This is a genomic window from Pseudarthrobacter sp. B907 (assembly GCF_040137805.1).
Lineage (GTDB): Bacteria > Actinomycetota > Actinomycetes > Actinomycetales > Micrococcaceae > Arthrobacter.
The window spans coordinates 285,014-305,936 of sequence record NZ_JBEEQE010000002.1 but is presented as its reverse complement, the minus strand read 5'-3'; the positions used below and the strand labels follow the sequence as shown (position 1 = coordinate 305,936).

Here is a 20,923-nt window from a genome sequence, read left to right as displayed (position 1 = left end):
GGTCGGTTTCCCCCCCCCCCCCCCCAAGGCGGCGGTCCCGGCTAGACGGCCTTGGCGAGAATGTCCTCGACATACGCCACCAGGGTGCGCACGGTGCAGCCGGTTCCCTGCTTGTGGTTGTAGCCGTAAGGGCTGCCGTTGTTGAAGGACGGTCCGGCGATGTCGATGTGGGCCCACGGGATCTGCTCGCCGTCCTTGCCCTTGCCGACAAATTCGCGCAGGAACACGGCGGCCGTCATCATGCCGCCGTGCCGTTCGCCGATGTTGGCGATGTCAGCGACCTGCGAGTCCAGGCTGGGACGGAGTTCCTCGGGCAGCGGCATCGGCCAGACCAGCTCGCCGGCGCGGTCGGCCGCGGCCTTGATGGCGCCGGTCACCGAATCGGAGCCCATCACGCCGGCGGTGCGGTCGCCGAGGGCGATCAGCTGCGCGCCGGTAAGGGTGGCGACGTCGATGATCGCGTCCGGGTACTCCTGGCTCGCGGCGACGATGCCGTCGGCCATCACCAGGCGGCCCTCGGCGTCGGTGTTCAGGACCTCGACGGTCTTGCCGCCGAAGATGGTCATGACGTCGGCGGGACGCTGGGCCGCGCCGGAGGGCATGTTCTCCGCGATGCACAGCCAGGCGGTGGCCTTGACCGGCAGGCCCAGTTCGGCGACGGCCAGGACGGTGTTGAGGACGACGGCGGCGCCGGCCATGTCCGACTTCATGTCGCCCATGCCCAGGTGCGGCTTCAGCGAGATTCCGCCGGTGTCGAAGGTGATGCCCTTGCCCACGAGCGCGATCTTGGCGGTGGCTTTGGCCGGGGCGTACTCGACCTTGACCAGGCGCGGCTGGCGGGTGGAGCCCTTGCCGACGCCGAGGATGCCGCCGAAGCCGTCCTTCTCCAGGCGCTTCTCGTCCCAGACGGTCACCTTGACGGGCAGGCCCTTGGCCAGGTCCTTAGCGGCGTCGGCGAACGACTCGGGGTAAAGGTGGCTCGGCGGCTGGTTGACCAGCGTGCGGGTGGCGTTGACGGCCTTGCCGATCAGGGAGGCGCGCTCGAGCACGGGCGCCAGTGCCTTGTCCGCGGCGAAGTCGGTGAGGATGCGGACATTCTTGACCGGGTCCTTGATGCTGTCCTTGGCGGTGCGGTACTCGGTGAAGGAGTAGGCGCCCATCGCGGCGCCTTCGGCGACGGCCGCGACGGCGGCGAGGTTCGGCGTCGGCAGGGCAAGGGTAACGGTGGCGACGCCGGCGAGCTGGCGCACGGCCGAACCGGCCGCCCGGCGCAGTGCTTCCTCGGAGAGCGGGGTGCCTGCGGAGACCTTGCCGACGCCGGCGAGGACCAGCACGGCGGCCCCGGCCTCGGGCAGACCGGGGAGGCGGTGCGCCTGGTCCGCGGCGCCGGTGAGGCCAAGAGCGGCCAGGGACTCGGCCAGCGCCTCGGCAGCCTTGGCCGAGAGCGGGTTCTCGAGCAGGACAGGACCCTCGGTGCCCTGTCCCACGCCGACGACGAGGGCGTCGGACGGCGACTTCTTCAAGTCTCCGGCGATGGCACTCAGTTTGACTTCGGTATTCTTGACCACGAGGACAGTCCTCAATTCTCTGTGATATTTCGGCAGGAACTGCATGTTCGGCGCCCTGCCACGGGTACCTGAGCCACCGTCGGCATTGCACGCGATCCGGTGTCTGCAAGGCCATCTATAAGGCCAGCTCCGATCGTAGTCTCTCCCCGGCGCCGGAGTTCAATTTAATGAGAGCTGGCCCACAGCCGCGGCAGGAATTACCCCGGCAGACGGGGCGTTGTAGCTGGTATCGGCACGGCCCGTGGACCGCCCTGCCCTCTGGCTCCGCCGCCCCACTACCTGCTACTGCGAAAGGAACATGCCGTGATGGAACGGATTTCCGGCTCCTTGCTGGACCCCCACACTCTGTACGTCCGTGATGACGCGCTGTTCCGCAGCCCCGAGCTGCGCGGGCTCAACCTGCTGATGGGCTTCACCGGCTTCGCCGACGCCGGCCACGTCGTCAAACAGATCACCGCGGAACTGCTCGACACCCTGGAGTCCGAGCTCATCGCCGAGTTCGACGCCGACCAGCTGATCGACTACCGCTCCCGGCGGCCGCAGGTGAGCTTCGTCGAGGACCACCTGCAGGACTACCAGGCCCCACGCCTGGCCCTGTACCGGATGCAGGACGGGCTGGGCAAGCCGTTCCTGCTGCTGGCCGGGTTCGAACCGGACCTGCAGTGGGAGCGCTTCGCGCGCGCCGTCGTCGGCATCGTGGAGGAACTGGACGTCAACCTGGCGGCCTGGATCCACTCCATCCCGATGCCGGTGCCGCACACCCGCCCGGTCGGGGTCACCGTGCACGGCAACCGGCCGGAACTGATCGAGGGGATCTCGGTCTGGAAGCCTACCGTCGAGGTCCCGGCCGCCGTCGGCCACATCCTCGAGCTGCGCCTGGTTGAGGCGGGCCGGAACATCGCCGGCTACGTCATCCACGTGCCGCACTACCTGGCCGAGGCCGAATACCCGACGGCCGCCGTCGCCGGGCTGGAATACCTGGGCGCGGCGACCTCGCTGATGCTCCCCACCGACCGGCTCCGCGAAGCCGGCCGGGAGGTCGGCCGGCAGATCGCCGAACAGATCGACGCCTCCGAGGAAGTCCAGCAGGTCGTCTCCCGGCTGGAAACCCGGTACGACGAGAAGGCCGAGGGGACGGTGCGCCGCTCGCTGCTCGCGGACGAGAACGACCAGCTCCCCAACGCCGACGCGCTCGGCGCCGCCGTCGAGGCCTACCTGGCCCGTAAAGAACCCGGCGAATAAATACTATTTATGACGGGCCGGGGCATAATGGGGGAGTGACCTCCCCCCGCGCCTGGCTGATCTGGATCATCGGGGTCTTCGCGTACCTGGTGGCGGTCAGCCAGCGCACCTCCTTCGGCGTCGTGGGCCTCGAGGCCACTGTCCGGTTCCACGCCAGCGCCGCCGAAATCTCCTTCTTCACCGTGCTGCAGCTGCTGGTCTACGCGGCCCTGCAGATCCCCGTCGGCGTGCTCGTGGACCGCTTCGGCTCCCGCGCCATGATCGCCGGGGGCGCCCTGCTGATGGGCCTCGGCCAGCTACAGCTGGCCTTCGCCGACAGCATCCCCGGCGGCGTCCTGGGCCGTGTGCTCGTCGGTGCCGGGGACGCCATGACCTTCGTCTCCGTGATCCGGTTGATCCCGCTCTGGTTCGCCCCGTCCCGGGTGCCGCTGCTCACCCAGCTGACCGGCATGTCCGGCCAGCTGGGCCAGCTCTTCTCCGTGGTGCCGTTCGCCCTGATCCTGCACTCCGCCGGGTGGACCCCGGCGTTCCTGACCCTGGCCGGGATGTCCGGGCTCGCCGTCGTGCTGGTGGTGGTGCTGTTGCAGGACCTGCCGCCGGGCCACCCCGCGCCGGAACCCTCGCAGGGGCTCCGCGCCACCGGCGTGTCACTGTCCCGGGCCTGGCGCCAGCCCGGCACCCGGCTGGGCCTCTGGAGCCACTTCACCGTGCAGTTCAGCGGCACCGTCTTCGCGATGACCTGGGGCTACCCCTTCCTGATTTCGGCGCAGGGGCTGGACACCGGCACCGTGTCCGCCCTGATGGCGCTGTACGTCGCCGCCGCGATGGCCGCCGGGCCGCTGATGGGCAGCTTTGTGGCCCGCCACCCGCTGCGCCGTTCCACCATGGTGCTGCTGATCTCCGGCGCCACGGCCGTGGCCTGGGCTGCGGTGCTGCTCCAGCCGGAGCGGTCGCCGCTGTGGCTGCTGGCCGGGCTGGTGGTGGTCCTGGCCATCGGCGGCCCCGGCTCGATGATCGGCTTCGATTTCGCCCGGACCTTCAACCCCGCCCACCGGATCGGCACCGCCACCGGGATCGTGAACGTGGGCGGCTTCATCGCCGCCCTCCTCTCGATCTTCCTGATCGGGCTGGCGCTGGATGCGCTGCACCTGGCCGGGCTGTCGCCGGAGGGGCTCTACAGCCTCGGCGCGTTCCGGATCGCGCTGAGCGTGCAGTTTGTGCTGCTGGTGGCCGGTGCCGTGGCCATCCTGATCACGCGGCGGAAGGTGCGCCGCCAGATGGCGGCGCAGGGCGTGGTGGTGCCGCCGCTGCTCGCTGCCCTCGCCCGGCAGCGCCGGCTCGTCGCGGAGCGCCGCCGCACCCCCTGACCGGTTTTCCGGGGTTGTTCGGGCGGTTGTCCACATAGCAGGCTTCGGGGCTGACGGCCGCTTTCGGCGCGGACGAAGCTGGGCCTATGACAGCCCCCGAGCATCTGAAAATCACCGGCCCCGAAGACGTTCTTGGCTTTATCCCGCATTCGCTCGGCTACTGGCCGGCCAACAGCCTTGTGGCCATGACCTTGCAGGGAAAGCGCCTCGGAGCCACCCTGCGGGTCGACCTCCCGGAGCCGTCCAGGTGCCGTGGGCCTGCGCTGGCCGAGTTTGCGCGGACCGTCCGCGACTACCTTGAGGCGGATGAGGAGGCGGACGGCGCGCTGCTCGCCATCTTCTCCGCGCCGGAGGACGCTGCCGACGACGGCGAACCTGGCGCGGGCGAAACGGGTGGCAGCGGCGGAGACGTCCCCGACGACGGCGTTTCTCCCTCCCTGGCGAGACTCCTGCGTGAACTGGAGCGCACCCTCGGCGCGGCCGGGCTCCCGGTGCGGGATGCCTGGCTGATCGGGGAGCGGTACTGGCGCAACGCCCACTGCACCGACCCGTCCTGCTGCGCGCCGCCCGGCCGGCCGATAGAGGAAATCAAGAACAGCAGGCTCAACGCCGAGCTCGTCTTCCGCGGCAGCAGCGTGGGCGCCGCCCCGGGACGGTCCCTCCCGGGACGCCCGGGCGCGGTCGGCACGCCAGCGCCGGACGAACCGGCCGCGTTGGAGGCGGAGCAGGGCTGGACCCGGAAATTCTCCGGCCGGTGGCGGAACCGGGCGCAGTTCCACGCCGTGCTGGATGTCTGGGAACACGTGCTGGATGCCTCGAACGGCCCGGCTGCCAGGAATACCGCCGGGCGGCAGTCCGCCGGCGTGCCGGCCGGCGCGCTACCTGCCGGCCTCGCCGGGTACCTGCGCGCGACGCTGTGCGTGGCGCCCTGGCGGGACGCGGTCCTGGTCATGGCCGCCGCCGGGCGTGCGGCCGCGGAAGCCGGTGCCGAGGAGTTCGGTGTGTTCGACGCCGGGCCGGACGAGCCGGCCCCGCTGCCCGAGCTCGACGGGTTCCCCCTGGCAGCGCCCGCTCCCGGTCCGGCGCCGGGGGAGGCCGCCGGTGCCGGGGAGCCCCCGGGGTACGGGGACGTACTGCTGGGCCTGTTGCCTCCGGCTCCGGACTGGGCACGCCTGGCGGGGCTCGACCGGGTTCTGGCCCACCTCGGCGGCTGCGGTGGCGGGGAGGCCAAGGCAGCTGCCCTCACTGGCCGGGGCTGGATTGAATGGTGCCGCGGCCGCGGCTCGTTCGCCGACGCTCTCTTCACCGAGGCGGCCGCCGAACAGCCCGGTTACCGGCTGGCCGAGTTACTGGCCGAGCTGGGCCGCCGCGGGACCTTGTGCGGGTGGGCGCGGCGCAGGGACGCCGCGTGGCAGAAGTTCGATCCTGACGCCGCCTGAACCCTGCCGGCGCGGTGCGCCATATAACGCGGCAGTAGCGGCTTCGAGGCCCTGATCCGGAAAATCGTGAGACAATGGTTGGCGAGACCCGGTTGGGTCCGTGGATTGAGTGCGTGTAAGGAACCTTGGAAACAGGGAACATTACGGTCGCTCCGGCAGTTCTACTTAGTGGCTCTGCTGGTCGTGATTGCACTTGATGTGAAACACGGACTTGACAGGGTCATAGTGGTGTTGCCCGTATGGTGATTCCGCAGACCGCTGCTAGAAAGGTTTTCTGTGACCCCGTCTTCCGCGAAGAAGGAACCCGCCGACCAGGCCGTATTGTCTCCCGAGGAGAAGAAGGCGGCGGCAAACGCCAAGCGTGCCGCCACGCGTGCAGCCAACAAGGCTGCGAAAGACGCCGCCTCCGCCGCGGGCGATGACTCCGCCCCGGCAGTCGCCAAGCCTGAGCCCAAGAAGCGCGGGCCCAAGCCCGGCGCCAAAGCCGCGGCCGAAGCCGCCAGCAAGTCCCGGGACGAGGACTCCGACGACGTTGAGGTCGACGAGGAACTCGATGACGTGACCCCCGATGCCGCCGAGCTCGGCGACGACGGCGAAGAAGTAGCCGGCAAAGCGGCAGCCGCCACCACCGGCTCCGGCTTCGTCTACTCCGACGCCGACGACGACGACGCCCCGGTCCAGCAGGTCATGTCCGCGGGCGCCACCGCCGACCCGGTCAAGGACTACCTGAAGCAGATCGGCAAGGTCGCCCTGCTGAACGCCGAACAGGAAGTTGACCTCGCCCTGCGCATCGAGGCCGGCCTCTTCGCCGAGGAAAAGATCGCCGCCGACGACGGCTCCATGGATCCGAAGCTCAAGCGCGAGCTCGAGTTCGTCATCCACGACGGCAAGCGCGCCAAGAACCACCTGCTGGAGGCCAACCTCCGCCTGGTCGTCTCCCTCGCCAAGCGCTACACCGGCCGCGGCATGCTGTTCCTGGACCTCATCCAGGAAGGCAACCTCGGCCTGATCCGTGCGGTCGAGAAGTTCGACTACACCAAGGGCTTCAAGTTCTCCACCTACGCCACCTGGTGGATCCGCCAGGCCATCACCCGCGCCATGGCTGATCAGGCCCGCACCATCCGCATCCCTGTCCACATGGTGGAAGTCATCAACAAGCTGGCCCGCGTCCAGCGCCAGATGCTGCAGGACCTCGGCCGCGAACCCACCCCGGAAGAACTGGCCCTCGAGCTGGACATGACCCCGGAAAAGGTCGTCGAAGTCCAGAAGTACGGCCGCGAACCGATCTCGCTGCACACCCCGCTGGGCGAGGACGGCGACTCGGAATTCGGTGACCTCATCGAGGACTCCGAAGCCGTGGTCCCGGCCGACGCCGTGAGCTTCACCCTGCTGCAGGAACAGCTGCACTCGGTGCTGGACACCCTCTCCGAGCGCGAGGCCGGTGTCGTGGCGATGCGCTTCGGCCTGACCGACGGACAGCCGAAGACTTTAGACGAAATCGGAAAGGTCTACGGCGTCACGCGCGAGCGTATCCGCCAGATCGAATCGAAGACCATGTCCAAGCTGCGCCACCCGTCCCGCTCGCAGGTCCTGCGCGACTACCTGGACTAAGCACCACAGCAGGCAGCGCGGGGTCGCTTCCCGCCCATGATCATCGGATCCATGGGCGTGGCGTGACCCCGCGCTGTTTGTTTAACGCCGCGGCCGCGCCCCGGGGTGCAGGCCACCCCGGCGGTTAACGCAGAAGGGCCCCTCCGCAGTGGAGGGGCCCTTCGAGAGTGGACGTCTAGTCGACCGGAACCGGCGCCTTCTCGTGGAGACGGCCCGTCTCGTCGTGCCAGTCGGAACTGAGCGGGCGAAGGTTCGGTTCAACGGCGCGTGCGTGGTGAGCGCAGAAGAGCAGTTCACCGCCGGAGGCTCCGAGAACAACCCGGACGTATGCCTGAGCTCCGCAACGGTCGCACCGGTCAACGGTGGTGAGTGTGCGGTCCGCAACTGCTGTTGTCATGTTCGGCCTCCTTAGTAGATCGATACATCTATATAACCAGCATTCGCAGACAATCCATGGCAAGGATGGGCCACTTTCGCTGTCCGCGTATCACGGCTCAGTAACGGCTGCCGCGGGATGTCCGCCAGGGTGTCCGCGGTGTCGTCCGCCGGGTTGGCCGCTGGTGTCCCTTCGGGGAGTGGCAACCGGGCGGCGGGCCATAAGCCGACTAACCTAGGAAAAGCGTCTTTTACGTTCCATCCCTGAAGGAGTTTCCGACCCGTGGCCCCAAGTTCTGATTACACCGCCCGGCATCTCTCCGTGCTGGAAGGCCTCGAGGCCGTCCGCAAGCGCCCGGGCATGTACATCGGCTCCACCGACTCCCGCGGTCTGATGCACTGCCTCTGGGAAATCATCGACAACTCCGTCGACGAGGCCCTCGCCGGCTTCGGCCACGACATCAAGATCATCCTGCACGCGGACAACTCGGTAGAGATCCACGACGACGGCCGCGGCATCCCGATCGACGTCGAACCCAAGACCGGGCTCACCGGCGTCGAGGTCGTGTTCACCAAGCTGCACGCCGGCGGCAAGTTCGGCGGTGGTTCCTACACCGCCTCGGGCGGCCTGCACGGCGTCGGCGCCTCGGTCGTGAATGCCCTGTCCTCCCGGCTGGACGTCGAAGTGGACCGCGGCGGCAAGACCTACAAGATGTCCTTCCGCCGGGGCGAACCGGGCCGCTTCAAGGACCCGGGCACCAAATCGGACCCCGCCGCCGTCTTCGAGCCCTTCGTTGACGGTTCCGTGCTCGACGTCATCGGCAAGGCCAAGCGGGGCGTCACCGGCACCAGGATCCGCTACTGGGCCGACCGGCAGATCTTCACCCCGGACGCGAAGTTTTCCTACGACGAGCTCGCGGCCCGCGCCCGCCAGACCTCCTTCCTGGTCCCCGGGTTGAAGCTCACCGTGCGGGACGAGCGCAGGGTTGCCGGCACCCCGGGCGAGTCCGGCCCGCACGAGGAGGTCTTCCACCACGACGGCGGCATCTCCGAGTTCGTCGAGTTCCTTGCCGCCGATCCGGCCGTCACCGACATCTGGCGCCTGCACGGCGCCGGGAAGTTCAAGGAAACGGTGCCCGTCCTGGACGAGCGCGGCCACAGCCAGCTGGCCGAAGTGGAGCGCGACTGCGAGGTGGACGTGGCACTGCGCTGGGGCATCGGCTACGACAGCACCGTGCGCAGCTTCGTCAACATCATCTCCACGCCCAAGGGCGGCACGCACCAGTCCGGCTTCGAGCAGGCGCTCCTCAAGACCTTCCGCAAGGCCGTGGAAACTAACGCCCGCAAGCTCAAGGCCGGCAACGACAAGATCGAGAAGGACGACATCTTCGCCGGCCTGACGGCCGTGCTGACGGTCCGCCTCGCCGAGCCGCAGTTCGAGGGCCAGACCAAGGAGATCCTCGGCACCTCGGCCGTCCGGGCGATTGTGGCGAAGGTGGTGGAGCAGGAGATCAACGCCAAGCTCACCTCTTCCAACCGCAACGACAAGGCCCAGTCGGCGCTGTTGCTGGAAAAGGTCGTCAGCGAGATGAAGTCCCGCATCTCGGCCCGCGTGCACAAGGAGACCCAGCGCCGCAAGAACGCGCTGGAGACCTCCTCGATGCCCACCAAGCTCGCGGACTGCCGGACGGACGACGTCGGACGCTCCGAACTGTTCATCGTCGAAGGTGACTCCGCGCTCGGCACCGCCAAGCTGGCACGCTCCTCGGACTTCCAGGCGCTCCTGCCCATCCGCGGCAAGATCCTGAACGTGCAGAAAGCCTCCGTGGGGGACATGCTCTCCAACGCCGAATGCGCCGCGCTGATCCAGGTGGTGGGCGCCGGCTCCGGCCGCAGCTTCGACATCGGTGCCGCCCGCTACGGCAAGGTCATCCTGATGACCGACGCCGACGTCGACGGCGCGCACATCCGGACCCTGCTGCTGACGTTGTTCTTCCGTTACATGCGCCCGATGATCGACGAGGGCCGCGTCTTCGCCGCCGTCCCGCCGCTGCACCGGGTGGAGGTCATCAACGCCGGCCAGAAGGCCAACGAGATGATCTACACCTACTCGGAGGCGGAGCTCCACGTCCTGCTGGCCCGGCTCGCCAAGGAGGGCAAGCGGTACAAGGAGCCGATCCAGCGCTACAAGGGCCTGGGCGAAATGGACGCGGAGCAGCTCGCGGAAACCACCATGGACCCGCGACACCGCACCCTGCGCAAGGTCGGGATCGAGAACGCCAAGCAGGCCGAGGAGACCTTCGACCTGCTGATGGGCTCCGACGTGGCGCCGCGGAAGGACTTCATCATCGCCGGGGCCGCGAGCCTGGACCGGGAGCGCATCGACGCCTGACGTGTCCGCCTGACCCGGCGCCCTAGCCGAGCAGGCCGGGGACGATCAGCAGCGCCGTGGGCACCGCGAGCAGCAACAGGCAGGCGCCCAGTACGGCGATCCGCAGCGGCTCGGGCAGCGGCCGCTGCGGGGAGAGCAGCCGGCTGACGCGCGAGGCGGTAGTCACCGCCGAACCGGCACCCCCGGTGGCGCCGGGCTGGCCGGCGTCGGCCTCCGCGGCCCGGTCGCCGAACGCCATCCGGGCCGCCGGCAATGCCGGGGCAGCGGCCGCGCCCGCGGAACCGCTCGCCACAATCGCGATCGCCTTGATCAGGGTGGCCCGGCTTTCGGTCTTGAGCGCGACGTCGTCGGCCAGCATCTCGATCAGCGAGTTCACCGCCTCCTGGGCCAGCCGGGTGGTCGGCAGCCAGGGCAGGGCCTGCCGCCAGGCTGCGAAGGCCCAGAGCAGCAGGTGGTGGCGCTGGCTCAGGTGGGTGTTTTCGTGGATCAGGACCGCGCGCAGCTCGTCCGGTTCCAGGGCCGCCATCAGGCCATCCGAGAGCACCGTGACGGAGCGGGCGCCGCCCGGCAGGCAGTACGCCACGGGGGAGTCGTGGCTGATCACCATGGTCCGGGGGCCGTCGGCCGAGGGGGAAGCCAGTAACGCCAGCAGTTCGCGGTGGCGCCGGCGCTGGCGCTGGATCTTGTAGTAGGTCAGCAGCAGGGTGAACACGAGGTGGGCGCTCAGCAGTGCCGCCGCGGAGAGCGCAAAGATGTGCCAGAAGCCCAGCGCCGTCGTGGGGTCGTTGCGGAAGACCATGCCCGCCAATGAGCGCAGGCCCGCCAGGAGGTTGTCTCCCACCGGTTCCAGACCGTAGACAAGCATGGCGCCGATCATGGACAGGCCGCCGGCGAGGGCGATCGCCTGCCACAGCAGCATCGCCGTAAAGGGGGAGCGGGCCGGCCACTGGGCACGGGAAAGCAGGATAGGCACCGGCCAGGCCAGGACTATCGCCAGGACCGCCAGAAAATATGAGGTCCAGAACATCCGGTGTTAGCTGTGGCCCAGCAGTTTGCGCAGCGTTTCAGCTTCGGTTGCGGACACGGAGCCGATGAAGCGCGCCAGCACGGCCTCGCGGTCCGGGGCGGAGCCGAGCACTTCGTGCATCAGTTCCGCGGTGTGGTCCGCGCGGCTGGAGACGGCCTGGTAGCGGTGCGGGCGGGTGCCGCGTTCGCGCTCCACCAGGCCCTTGCGCTCAAGCCGGGAAAGAACGGTCAACACGGTGGTCACGGCCAGGTCCTTGCCCTCGTGGCCGGTGGTGTCGCCCGGCGACCGCGTGCTTTGCGCCAGCAGGTCCCGCAGGGTGTTCGCCGTCGCAGCCTCCTGGCCTGCCCAGAGCAGGTCCATCACTGCCCGTTCCAGTTCGCCGAGACTTGCCATTCCGTATGTCCTTCGTGAGTGCCGTCCGGCGCCGTAGCTGCGCCGGGTGGTTGCTGAATACTTCAGGTTCAAATTTACCGCGTTTTGCGTCCAGTTTCTACATAAGGTAGAACATGGCCGCCGTGTCCTCCAGGAGCGAACGGTTTCGCACGTCCACGGACCTTGCTGCCGCTCCATTGCGGGCCGGGGTGCGCCGTGCCACGCTGGGGTGCGGGAAGGTGTGGATTTGTTCTACACTCTGTAGAAGTTAGTTCTACGCAATGTAGAAAACTCTCGGGAACCTAGCCAAAGGGACTGCCTTGGACGCCTTGGAAATCGCACGCTGGCAATTCGGCATCACCACCGTCTACCACTTCATGATGGTGCCGCTCACGATCGGCCTGGGCCTGGTGGTGGCCGTGATCCAGACCCTCTGGTACCGCACCGGCAAACCGCAGTACCTCCGGATGACCAAGTTCTGGGGCAAGCTCTTCCTGATCAACTTCATCATGGGTGTGGCCACCGGCATCGTGCAGGAGTTCCAGTTCGGCATGGCCTGGAGCGAGTACAGCCGGTTTGTCGGGGACGTCTTCGGCGCGCCGCTCGCCATGGAGGCGCTGCTGGCCTTCTTCGTCGAATCCACCTTCCTGGGCCTCTGGATCTTCGGCTGGAAGCAGCTCAAGCGCGGCGTGCACCTGGCGTGCCTCTGGATCGCCGTCATCGGCTCGGTTTTCTCCGCCTACTTCATCATTGTGGCCAACAGCTGGATGCAGCACCCCGTGGGCGTGGAGATGATCAACGGCCGGCCCGTGATGACCGACGCCTGGGCCGTCTTCACCAACAACACCGCCCTCGTCGCCGTGCCGCACACGCTGTTCGGCGCCCTCGCCGTCGCCGGGGCCTTCCTGCTGGGCATCGCCTGGTACCACCTGTGGCGCCGCCGCCACGACGGCATCGACACGGTCGGGGCTGACGGCACGGTCATCCCCGGCGAATCGGACATCCCGGGCCGGGACCGCGCGGACCACGCCGTCTGGATCCGCTCGCTGCGGATCGGCGCCGTCGTCGCGATGATCTCCTTCGCCGGCACCGCCATCACCGGCGATCTGCAGGGCAAGCTCATGTTCGAACAGCAGCCGATGAAGATGGCCGCCGCCGAGGCCGCCTGCCACGACGGCACCGGCTTCTCCATCCTGAGCGTCGGCAACGTCGGCTCCAAGAACTGCGACGACGTCGTGGCCGTGATCGAGGTGCCCGGCATCCTGTCCTTCCTGGCCAAGGGCGACTTCACCACCGAGGTCAAGGGCGTGAACAGCCTGCTGGAGAGGTACAAGGCCGACTACGGAACCCACCTGCCGGACAACCCGATCTACGGTGACCGGGCCGGCCAGGAAATCCAATACGTCCCGGTCATGGAAGTCACCTACTGGGGCTTCCGGATGATGATCGGCTTCGGCGGAGTGGCAGCGCTCGCCGCCCTCGTGGCGCTCTGGATCACCCGCAAGGGGACCGTGCCGGCCTCCCGGGGCCTGATGCGGCTCGCCGTCTTCGGCATCCTGGCCCCGTTCGGCGCGAACGCCGCCGGCTGGATCTTCACCGAAATGGGCCGCCAGCCCTTCGTTGTCGCCCCGAACCCTGACCCCAGCGGCATCGACCAGGTGTTTATGTTCACCGCCGCGGCGGTCTCACCGGGGGTCTCCGCGGGCGAACTCCTGACCTCCCTGCTGGTGCTGACCGCCGTCTACGGCGTGCTGCTGGTGGTTGAGGTGAAGCTGCTGGTGAAGTACATCCGCGGCGGCGTTGTCTCCGCAATGCCCGAGCTGGCCCACGCCCCGGCGGACGAGAACAAAGACCGGACCCCGCCCGGCGGTACCCCCGGCAAGCCCGAAGCCGGCGACGTCCTGGCCTTCGCCTACTAACGGCCCAAGAACAAGAAGCAGAGGATTTTCAGTATGGAACTGCTACCCACCATCTGGTTCATTGCCATCGCGGTGCTGTGGACGGGCTACCTCTTTCTGGAGGGCTTCGACCTGGGCGTCGGCATGCTCATGAAGGTCTTCGCCCGCAACGACACCGAACGCCGGGTGCTGCTCAACACCATCGGCCCGGTCTGGGACGGCAACGAAGTCTGGCTGCTCACCGCCGGCGGCGCCACCTTCGCGGCGTTCCCGCTCTGGTACGCCTCCCTGTTCTCCGCGCTCTACCTGCCGCTGCTGGTGGTCCTGGTCGCGCTGATTTTCCGCGCCGTGTCGATCGAGTACCGGGGCAAGGTGGACACGCCGCAGTGGCGGGCACGGTGGGACTGGGCGCTCGCCCTGGGTTCCCTCGTGGCCGCCTTCGGGGTGGGCGCGGCCCTGGCGCTGACCACCACGGGACTGCCGCTGAACGCCAACGGCGACCGCGAGGGCGGCCCGTTCGCGTGGTTCACGGGGTACGCCGTGCTGGGCGGCCTCGCCGTCGTCGGCTTCTCGCTGCTGCATGCGCTCGCCTTCCTGGCGTTGAAGACCGACGGCGACGTCCGGCACCGTGCGCGGCAGTGGTTCGTGCGGCTGCTGCCGGTGCTGCTGCTGCCGATCGCCGGCTGGGCGATCGTGCTGCAGTTCCAAAGCGGCGAGGTGTGGACCGTCGCCGCCGTGATCGCCGCCGTCGTGGCCGCCGCCCTGGCCTGGAACTTCGCTCGTGGCGGTGCCGAGGGCCGGGCGTTCCTCTCGCTGGGAGCCTTCCTGCTGCTCGGCAGCGCCTCGATCTTTGGCGCCGCCTTCCCCGTGGTGTTGCCCTCAACCCTGAACCCGGACTTCAGCCTGACGGTCGCCAACGCCTCGTCCTCGGACTACACCCTGGGCCTGATGACCATCGTCGCCTGCATCGGGCTGCCGCTGGTCCTGGCCTACCAGGCCTGGACCTACTGGGTGTTCCGCCGCCGGGTCAGCGCCGCCCACATTCCCGAGGCGCACAGCTTCCTGCCCGCCATTGCCGCCAAGGCCCTGGCGCCGAAGGACTAGCCGCCCGATGAAACCGCAGTTCCCCACCGGCCCCGCCACCCGCTCCGCGCTGTACCTGCTGGGGCTGCTCGCGGCCCTCAAAGCCCTGTCCCTGGTGCTGATGGGGCAGGCGGTCGCGGCCATGCTGGTGGGCCTGATCGCGCACAGCCCCGCCTGGGCCGACCAACTGGGCTGGGGCCTGGCCGGGGTGGTGCTGCGCTCGCTGACGGTGTGGGCGCAGGCCGTGGCCGCCCGCCGGGCCGCCCTGGGGGTCAAGGAGGAGCTTCGCTCGCGGCTGCTGGAGCGGGCCCTGCATAGCGGAATCCGCACCGCCGGCCCGGCCGACGGCGGCCTAGCGGTGCTGTCCACCCGCGGACTGGACGCGCTGGACAACTACTACACCCAGTTCCTGCCCGCCCTGGTGAACTGCGCCGCCATCCCCTTGCTGCTGGGGGCCCGGATCCTGTTCGCGGACTGGATCAGTGCCGTCGTGATCGTGCTCACGGTCCCGCTCGTGCCACTGTTTATGATCCTGATCGGCCGCTACACCGAGGACCGGGTCCGTGACGCGCAGGCGGCACTGTCCCGGCTCTCCGGCCACATGCTGGAACTCGCCAAGGGCCTGCCGGTGCTCGTGGGCCTGGGCCGCGCCGCCGCCCAGCGCAAGGCCCTCGAAGACATCTCGGAGGACTACCGGTCCAGGACCATGGGGACCCTTCGCACCGCCTTCCTCTCGGCGCTGGCCCTGGAGCTCATCGCCACCATCTCCGTCGCCGTGGTGGCCGTCTTCATCGGCGTCCGGCTGGTCCACGGGGACATGGCGCTCGAGGCCGGGCTGCTGGCCCTGATCCTGGCCCCCGACTGCTATCTCCCGCTGCGCGAACTCGGGACCGCCCACCACGCCAGTGACGAAGGCCGGGCCGCGCTGGCCGACACCACCGAAGTGCTCGACGCCGCCACGGCCGTGCCGCTGGTCCCGGCCGCGGCCCCTCAGGCCGTCGAGCCGGCCGCTGCGCCGCCCGCGGTCACCGTCAGGGAGTTGACCGTCCGCTACCCCGGGCGCGCGGAGGCCGCCGTCGGGCCGTTGAGCTTTACGGCTGCACCGGGAGAAATCACTGCCCTGGACGGTCACAGCGGCGCGGGTAAGAGCACTGTTCTAGGCGTGCTCGCCGGCACCATCGGTTCCGGCGCCGGCACGGATGTCACCGGTGAGTTCACAGGATTTACGACGGCGGACCTCGCGTGGGTGCCGCAACACCCCGTGTTGGTGGAGTCCAACGTGCTGGCCGAAGTCCTGCTGTACCTGGGCGCGGCCCCGGACCGGACGCAGAGGCACGCCAGCACCGATGACACGGCCGAGGCCCGGCGCTGCCTCGCCGCCTGCGCGGCAGAACATCTTGCCGCGAAGCATCCTGCCGAGCTCAGCCCGGGGGAGCTGCGCCGGGTGGCCGTGGCCCGCGGACTGGCCCGGATCGCGGCCGGCGCCACGGTGCTGCTCCTGGACGAGCCCACCGCACACCTGGACCGGGCCTCGGCCGACGCCGTGAGCCGCAGCATCGCGGGGCTGCGGGGCAAGGCCACCGTGCTGCTGGTCGCCCACGACCGGCAGACCCGGGAACTCGCGGACCAGCTGGTAACCGTGGACGGGCGCTCCGGAGCCGCCCCGGCCTCGCCGCTTGCCCCTCAGCGTGCCGGCACTTCCGGACCGTCGGCCCCGGCCCACACCGCCTCCCGTGCCGCGGGAGCTTCTGGCAGCGCGCCCGACCCGGCGGACAGCGCCGCCGGCGCCGGGACGGCGGCGTCCCAGCTGCGCCGGCTGCTGGCGCCGGTCGCCGGGAAGTTTGCGGCCGCCGGTGCCGTCGGCGTCCTGGCCGCGCTGTTCGCCCTCGCCCTCGCCGGGCTCTCCGGCTGGCTCATCATCCGTGCCAGCGAGCAGCCGCCCATCCTGTACCTGCTGACCGCCATTGTGGGGGTGCGCTTCTTCGGCGTCGGCCGGGCCGCCCTGCGGTATGCCGAACGGCTGCTGCTGCACGACGCCGTTTTCACAGCGCTGACGCGGCTCCGAGGCCGGTTGTGGGAGTCGTTGAGCCGGCGGGCCCTCTCGCTGCGGCGGCTGCTGCAGGGCGGCAACGTCCTTGGCGCTGTGGTGGACGACGTCGACACCGTCCGGGAGCTGCTGCCGCGGGTGGTCCTGCCGCCGCTGACGGCCGTTGCCGTCGGTGCGGCCGCCGTCGCGGGGATCGGGCTGTTGCTGCCGGTAGCCCTGCCGGCCGTGATTGCCGGCGCCGCCGTCAGCCTTGTGGCCGCTCCGGCGCTGGCGCTGCTCGCGGACCGGATGTCCGCCCGCACCGAACAGCAACTGCGCTCCGGCGTGCTGCGCCGGGTCGCCGCGGCCCTGGATGCGCGCGCCGAACTGCACGCCAACGGCGTCGGCGCCCCGGTCCTGACCGCCATCCACCGGGCCGACCGGGCCGCGACGGCCGCGTCGCAGCGGTCCGCCCTCGCCGAAGGGCTCGGGCAGGGACTCACCGTTCTGGCCTGCGGGGCCGCCGCGCTGGCCAGCGCGGTTCTCGCCGCGCCCCTGGTCTTTCGCGGCGCCGCGGAGCCGGCAACCGTGGCTGTGGTGGTGCTGCTGCAGCTGGCCCTCGTGGAACCGTATGCGGCCATCACGACGGCGGTCCGGCAGTACCCGGCGCTGCGGTCCGTGCTGCGGCGCATCAGCGCCTCCGGGGTTCTCGCAACGGAGGAGCCGGAATCGCCGGGAATCGTGCCGCTGGCCGCGCGTCCCGGCGGGCGTCCCGGCGTCGAACTCCGGCACCTGGCGGCCGCGTGGCCGGGCGGCGCGGAAGTCTTCACCGGCCTGTCCGCCAGTGCCGAACCGGGGCGCTGGCTCGCGGTGACCGGAGCATCCGGTTCAGGCAAGTCCACCCTGCTGGCCACCATGCTCGGCTTCCTGCCGGCCGCGGGGGGAGAGCTCCTCCTGACCGGCCGCGCCGCGTGGTGCCCGCAGGAGGCACACCTCTTCGACTCGACCATCCGCGGAAACCTGATGCTGGGACTTCCGGAAGGGGACCGCTTGGCGGGGCCGGGCGGGGCTGCGGAGCTTGAGCGGCGACTGGCCGAGGCGCTGATCGCCGTCGGCCTGGAGCCGCTGCTGAAGCGGCTCGACGGCGGGCTGGACACCCCCATCGGGCCGGGCGGGGCGTTCCTCAGCGGCGGGGAGCGCCAGCGACTGGCCGTGGCCCGCACGCTCCTGACCGGCGCCGACGTGATCCTGCTCGACGAACCCACGGCGCATCTGGATGCTGAGGCCGGCCGGGCGATGCTGGCCGAACTGCGCCGCGGGCTGGCCGGCCGCACCGTGGTCCTGGTGACGCACAACCCGGAGGACATCGACCCGGAGGACGGCCTGCTTGACCTCGACCATGCAGCGTCACGGGCCGAGCCGCTGCTGGCACGGGGCTAGGGGCGCAGTTAGCCTGTAGCCATGACCGGACACACCGACCCGCAGGGCCGCCTCGACCCCGGCCTGGACTGGCGGCCCGCCGGCGAAGCCGAGCTGGAGGACTGGGCAGCCCTGATTGCCCGGACAGCCGCTGTCGAGCGGCCCGTCTGGTTCGAGCGGCGCGAGGACCTGGCCCAGATCTTGGCGTCCCGGACCAACCCGGTGGCCGCGAACAGCATCCTTGGATACGACGGCGAGGGCGTCGCACGGGCCTATGCGAGGCTGACGAAAAACCCGGAGGGTGACAAGGCCGTCGGCTTCGGCTGCGTGGACCCCCAGTGGCAGGGCCGCGGGATCGGAACCGGGCTGCTGGGCTGGCTGGAGTCCCGGACCCTGCAGCGCTTCGCCCACGACGCCGGGGCCCCCGGGCCGAGGCTGCGCCTCTACATGGAAGAGCAGCACACCCACCAGGGCTCGCTCTTCGAGGACTGCGGCTACCGGATAGTCCGCTACTACAACGAGATGCACCGGCCGCTGGATGACGCCTTCCCGGAGCCGGCGCTCGACGACGGACTCGAACTCGTGGACTTTTGGCCCGGCCTGCACGAGGCCGTCCGGCTGGCCCACAACGACGCCTTCCGCGACCACTGGGGCAGCGAGCCCCGCGACGAGGAGGCCTGGGGGTTCGTGGTGAACGATCCGCAGGCGCGGCCGGACCTCAGCGCCGTCGTCGTGGAGAAGGCCAGCGGCCGGGTGGCCGGCTACCAGATCGCCAGCCACGACGCCGACAGTGCCGCGGCCCGGGGCTTCAAGGAGGGCTACACCGACCTGCTGGGGGTGCGCCGGGAGTTCCGGGGCCGGGGGATTGCCCAGGCGCTGCTGGCCGACGCCATGCGCCGCTTCGCCGCGGCGGGAATGGACAAGGCCTCGCTCGACGTCGACTCCGAGAACCCCACCGGGGCACTGGCGCTCTATACCAAGATGGGGTACGTCGCGGTCAACCGCAGCATGGCCTGGGACAAGGAACTCTAGGCAGTCCCGCGCCTATCCGTCGAGGCGCTACCCATCCACGCGCTATCCGTCCACGCGCTATCCGTCCACATCGTGGAGGTGGTGCACGACGTCGTGCAGGAAGTACTGCGAGAACGTCAGCACCGTGAATTCCGAGCCGTTGCTGCGGGTGCCTTTGCGGTCCCAGTCCCGCTCCGGGACGCGGCCAAAGGACGCGGCGATCTGCTCGCCCTCGGCGGTCAGCGCCGCGCTCACCTCGGCGGGATCGGCGCCGGCGTAGTCCTGCTCGACCGCGGTCCGGTCCTGGTCCCAGTCCTCGAAGCGGGCGTCGTCCTCGGTGAGCATAAGGTCCAGGCGGTGGTCGAAGAGCGTGAACACGTCCCGGACATGGCAGGCATACTCCAGCGGCGACCAGGTGTCCTCGTCCGGGCGGACCGCGGCGTCCGGCCGCCGCAGCACGGCGCGCCAGCGCGGCAGCATGTTGGCAAGCTTTCCCGGAGTCGTGGCCGGGGTGCAGGCGGAGGCGTCGAAACCGCACTCGGGGCACGGCCGGGTGAGCACCCAGGTCCAGTCTTTTTGATCGGGCACGATAGGCATGTCTGCAGTCTAGGGGAAGGAGTAGGATGCGAACCGGGGGAAGGGCCTGGAAAGGGATATAGCCATGCTCAAAGACCAGCCGGTCGGCGCCGTTTTGCCGGCCGCGGACCTCGCCCGCGCACGCGGTTTCTACCGCGACAAGCTCGGACTCGAACCCGATAACCCGGATGCCGAGGACAACCTGCAATACACCTGCGGCGCCGGCAGCAGATTCCTGATCTACCAGACGTCCAACGCCGGAAGCGCCAAGAACACCCAGATGGGCTGGATGGTCACCGACCTGCCGGCCACCGTCGCCGAGCTCCGCGCGGCAGGGGTTGTCTTCGAGGAGTACGACTTCCCGGGCCTGAAGACCGAGGACGGCATCGCCACCCTGCCGGACGGTAGCTCCGCAGCGTGGTTCCTCGACACCGAAGGCAACATCCTGAACATCAACTCGGGGATGTAGCTTCTCCGCGCTTGGTCGCGGGCGGCAGTGCGCTGCCCGGGACCTGGCGCGGGCCCAAAGCCTCTGGAGCGGCCCGCCGCGGCGGAGCAGACTCTGCACATGTGCGCGGAAGCCCTGGTCCGGCTCGACGGCCTCAGCAAGCGGTTCGGTCATAGCACCGCGCTCGACGGCGTCAGCCTCACCATCGAAGCCGGCGAAGTTTTCGGCTACCTGGGCCCGAACGGCGCCGGCAAGACCACCACCATCCGGCTGATCATGGGCATGCTGCGGCCGACGTCGGGCACCGCCACGGTCCTGGGCCTGGATTCCTGGCGGCAGCCGGTCCAGGTGCACCGCGTGGTGGGCTACGTCCCGGGGGAGCCGGCCCTCTACGAACGGCTTACCGGGCACCAGCACGTCGCGTACTGCGCCCACCTGCGGCACCGCGACGATGCGCAACACGCGGTCCGGCTTGCGGACAGGCTCGGCCTGGACCTGTACCGGCCGGCCCGCACCCTCTCCCGGGGCAACCGGCAGAAGCTCGCCGTCGTCCTCGCAGTGATGTCCCGGCCGCGGCTGCTGGTGTTGGATGAGCCCACGAGCGGAATCGACCCCCTGGTGCAGCAGGTCTTCCACACCATCCTGCTCGAACACACCGCCGACGGCGGCTCCGCACTGTTCTCCTCCCACGTCCTGGGCGAGGTGGAGCGCGTCGCGGACCGGATCGGCGTGGTGCGCCGGGGCAAGCTGGTCGCCGTGGAGCGGCTGCAGGACCTCGCCGCGAGGTCCCTGCACCAGGTGCGGGCCCGCTTCGCCGAGGACGTGGCCGCGGCCGACTTCGCCGGGGTCCCCGGTCTGCGCGATGTGCTGGTGGACGGCCGCTCGTTCAGTTGCAGCGCCCCGCAATCGGCCCTCGACGCCCTGCTGAAGCGGGTCAGCGCGCGGCAGGTCGAGGACTTCGAATGCGCCGAGGCCCCGCTGGAAGACACCTTCCTGAGCTACTACGGCATGGACCGCAACGGCGCGAACGGCGTTAGCGCCGGGGCGGCGGGCCCCGATGCTGGCTAGC

The 20,923-nt window shown here is 69.8% G+C and carries 16 protein-coding genes; 11 read left to right on the top strand and 5 right to left on the bottom strand.

The features are described from left to right. Positions 1-41 precede the first annotated feature (41 nt). On the bottom strand, positions 42-1,568 hold the full coding sequence (locus tag ABLI39_RS02995; RefSeq protein ID WP_349411884.1) for a leucyl aminopeptidase: 1,527 nt from the start codon (positions 1,566-1,568) through the stop codon (positions 42-44). Positions 1,569-1,871: 303 nt separating this feature from the next. Here ABLI39_RS02995 and ABLI39_RS02990 point away from each other — a divergent pair, with 303 nt between their 5' ends. From ABLI39_RS02990 to ABLI39_RS02975, 4 genes are all read left to right on the top strand, one after another. Next, positions 1,872-2,810, top strand: coding sequence for a proteasome assembly chaperone family protein (locus ABLI39_RS02990; protein ID WP_349411883.1), 939 nt, complete (start codon positions 1,872-1,874; stop codon positions 2,808-2,810). Positions 2,811-2,845: 35 nt separating this feature from the next. Then, a complete protein-coding gene (locus ABLI39_RS02985; RefSeq protein WP_349411882.1) occupies positions 2,846-4,177 on the top strand; it encodes an MFS transporter in 1,332 nt (443 codons plus the stop codon). Between the two features lie 86 nt (positions 4,178-4,263). Beyond that, positions 4,264-5,616: a DUF4192 family protein gene (locus tag ABLI39_RS02980; protein WP_349411881.1), complete on the top strand. Its 1,353-nt coding sequence runs from the start codon at positions 4,264-4,266 to the stop codon at positions 5,614-5,616. Positions 5,617-5,892: 276 nt separating this feature from the next. Further along, entirely contained in the window at positions 5,893-7,227 is a 1,335-nt protein-coding gene (locus tag ABLI39_RS02975; protein ID WP_349411880.1) for an RNA polymerase sigma factor, read from the top strand. Between the two features lie 175 nt (positions 7,228-7,402). Here the strand turns inward: ABLI39_RS02975 and ABLI39_RS02970 are convergent, their stop codons facing one another. Then, positions 7,403-7,624: a DUF7455 domain-containing protein gene (locus ABLI39_RS02970; RefSeq protein WP_175321658.1), complete on the bottom strand. Its 222-nt coding sequence runs from the start codon at positions 7,622-7,624 to the stop codon at positions 7,403-7,405. A 261-nt stretch (positions 7,625-7,885) separates the two neighbouring features. Between ABLI39_RS02970 and ABLI39_RS02965 the strand changes: the two genes are divergently transcribed. Continuing rightward, positions 7,886-9,994, top strand: coding sequence for a DNA gyrase/topoisomerase IV subunit B (locus ABLI39_RS02965; protein ID WP_349411879.1), 2,109 nt, complete (start codon positions 7,886-7,888; stop codon positions 9,992-9,994). Between the two features lie 22 nt (positions 9,995-10,016). Here the strand turns inward: ABLI39_RS02965 and ABLI39_RS02960 are convergent, their stop codons facing one another. Then, the gene (locus ABLI39_RS02960; RefSeq protein WP_349411878.1) at positions 10,017-11,021 is read right to left on the bottom strand and encodes a M56 family metallopeptidase; all 1,005 of its coding nucleotides are present in this window, start codon (positions 11,019-11,021) and stop codon (positions 10,017-10,019) included. A 6-nt stretch (positions 11,022-11,027) separates the two neighbouring features. Continuing rightward, positions 11,028-11,414, bottom strand: a complete 387-nt coding sequence (locus ABLI39_RS02955) for a BlaI/MecI/CopY family transcriptional regulator (RefSeq protein WP_349411877.1) — start codon at positions 11,412-11,414, stop codon at positions 11,028-11,030. Positions 11,415-11,713: 299 nt separating this feature from the next. Between ABLI39_RS02955 and ABLI39_RS02950 the strand changes: the two genes are divergently transcribed. From ABLI39_RS02950 to ABLI39_RS02935, 4 genes are read left to right on the top strand one after another with little or no spacing between them, the layout of a single operon-like run. After that, on the top strand, positions 11,714-13,312 hold the full coding sequence (locus ABLI39_RS02950) for a cytochrome ubiquinol oxidase subunit I (protein WP_349411876.1): 1,599 nt from the start codon (positions 11,714-11,716) through the stop codon (positions 13,310-13,312). A 33-nt stretch (positions 13,313-13,345) separates the two neighbouring features. Continuing rightward, the gene (gene cydB / locus ABLI39_RS02945) at positions 13,346-14,395 is read left to right on the top strand and encodes a cytochrome d ubiquinol oxidase subunit II (protein ID WP_349411875.1); all 1,050 of its coding nucleotides are present in this window, start codon (positions 13,346-13,348) and stop codon (positions 14,393-14,395) included. A 7-nt stretch (positions 14,396-14,402) separates the two neighbouring features. Beyond that, positions 14,403-17,840 carry a thiol reductant ABC exporter subunit CydD gene (cydD, locus tag ABLI39_RS02940; RefSeq protein WP_349411874.1) on the top strand — a complete coding sequence of 1,146 codons (3,438 nt, stop codon included), beginning with the start codon at positions 14,403-14,405 and terminating at the stop codon, positions 17,838-17,840. Positions 17,841-17,861: 21 nt separating this feature from the next. Further along, positions 17,862-18,851, top strand: a complete 990-nt coding sequence (locus ABLI39_RS02935; RefSeq protein ID WP_349411873.1) for a GNAT family N-acetyltransferase — start codon at positions 17,862-17,864, stop codon at positions 18,849-18,851. Positions 18,852-18,908: 57 nt separating this feature from the next. On the opposite strand, the gene ABLI39_RS02930 is transcribed toward ABLI39_RS02935, so the two are convergent. Continuing rightward, entirely contained in the window at positions 18,909-19,427 is a 519-nt protein-coding gene (locus ABLI39_RS02930; protein ID WP_349411872.1) for a DinB family protein, read from the bottom strand. Positions 19,428-19,491: 64 nt separating this feature from the next. On the opposite strand from ABLI39_RS02930, the gene ABLI39_RS02925 reads away from it, so the two are divergent. Continuing rightward, a complete protein-coding gene (locus ABLI39_RS02925) occupies positions 19,492-19,875 on the top strand; it encodes a VOC family protein (RefSeq protein ID WP_349411871.1) in 384 nt (127 codons plus the stop codon). A gap of 99 nt (positions 19,876-19,974) precedes the next feature. Continuing rightward, a complete protein-coding gene (locus tag ABLI39_RS02920) occupies positions 19,975-20,922 on the top strand; it encodes an ABC transporter ATP-binding protein (RefSeq protein WP_349411869.1) in 948 nt (315 codons plus the stop codon). Position 20,923 lies beyond the last annotated feature (1 nt).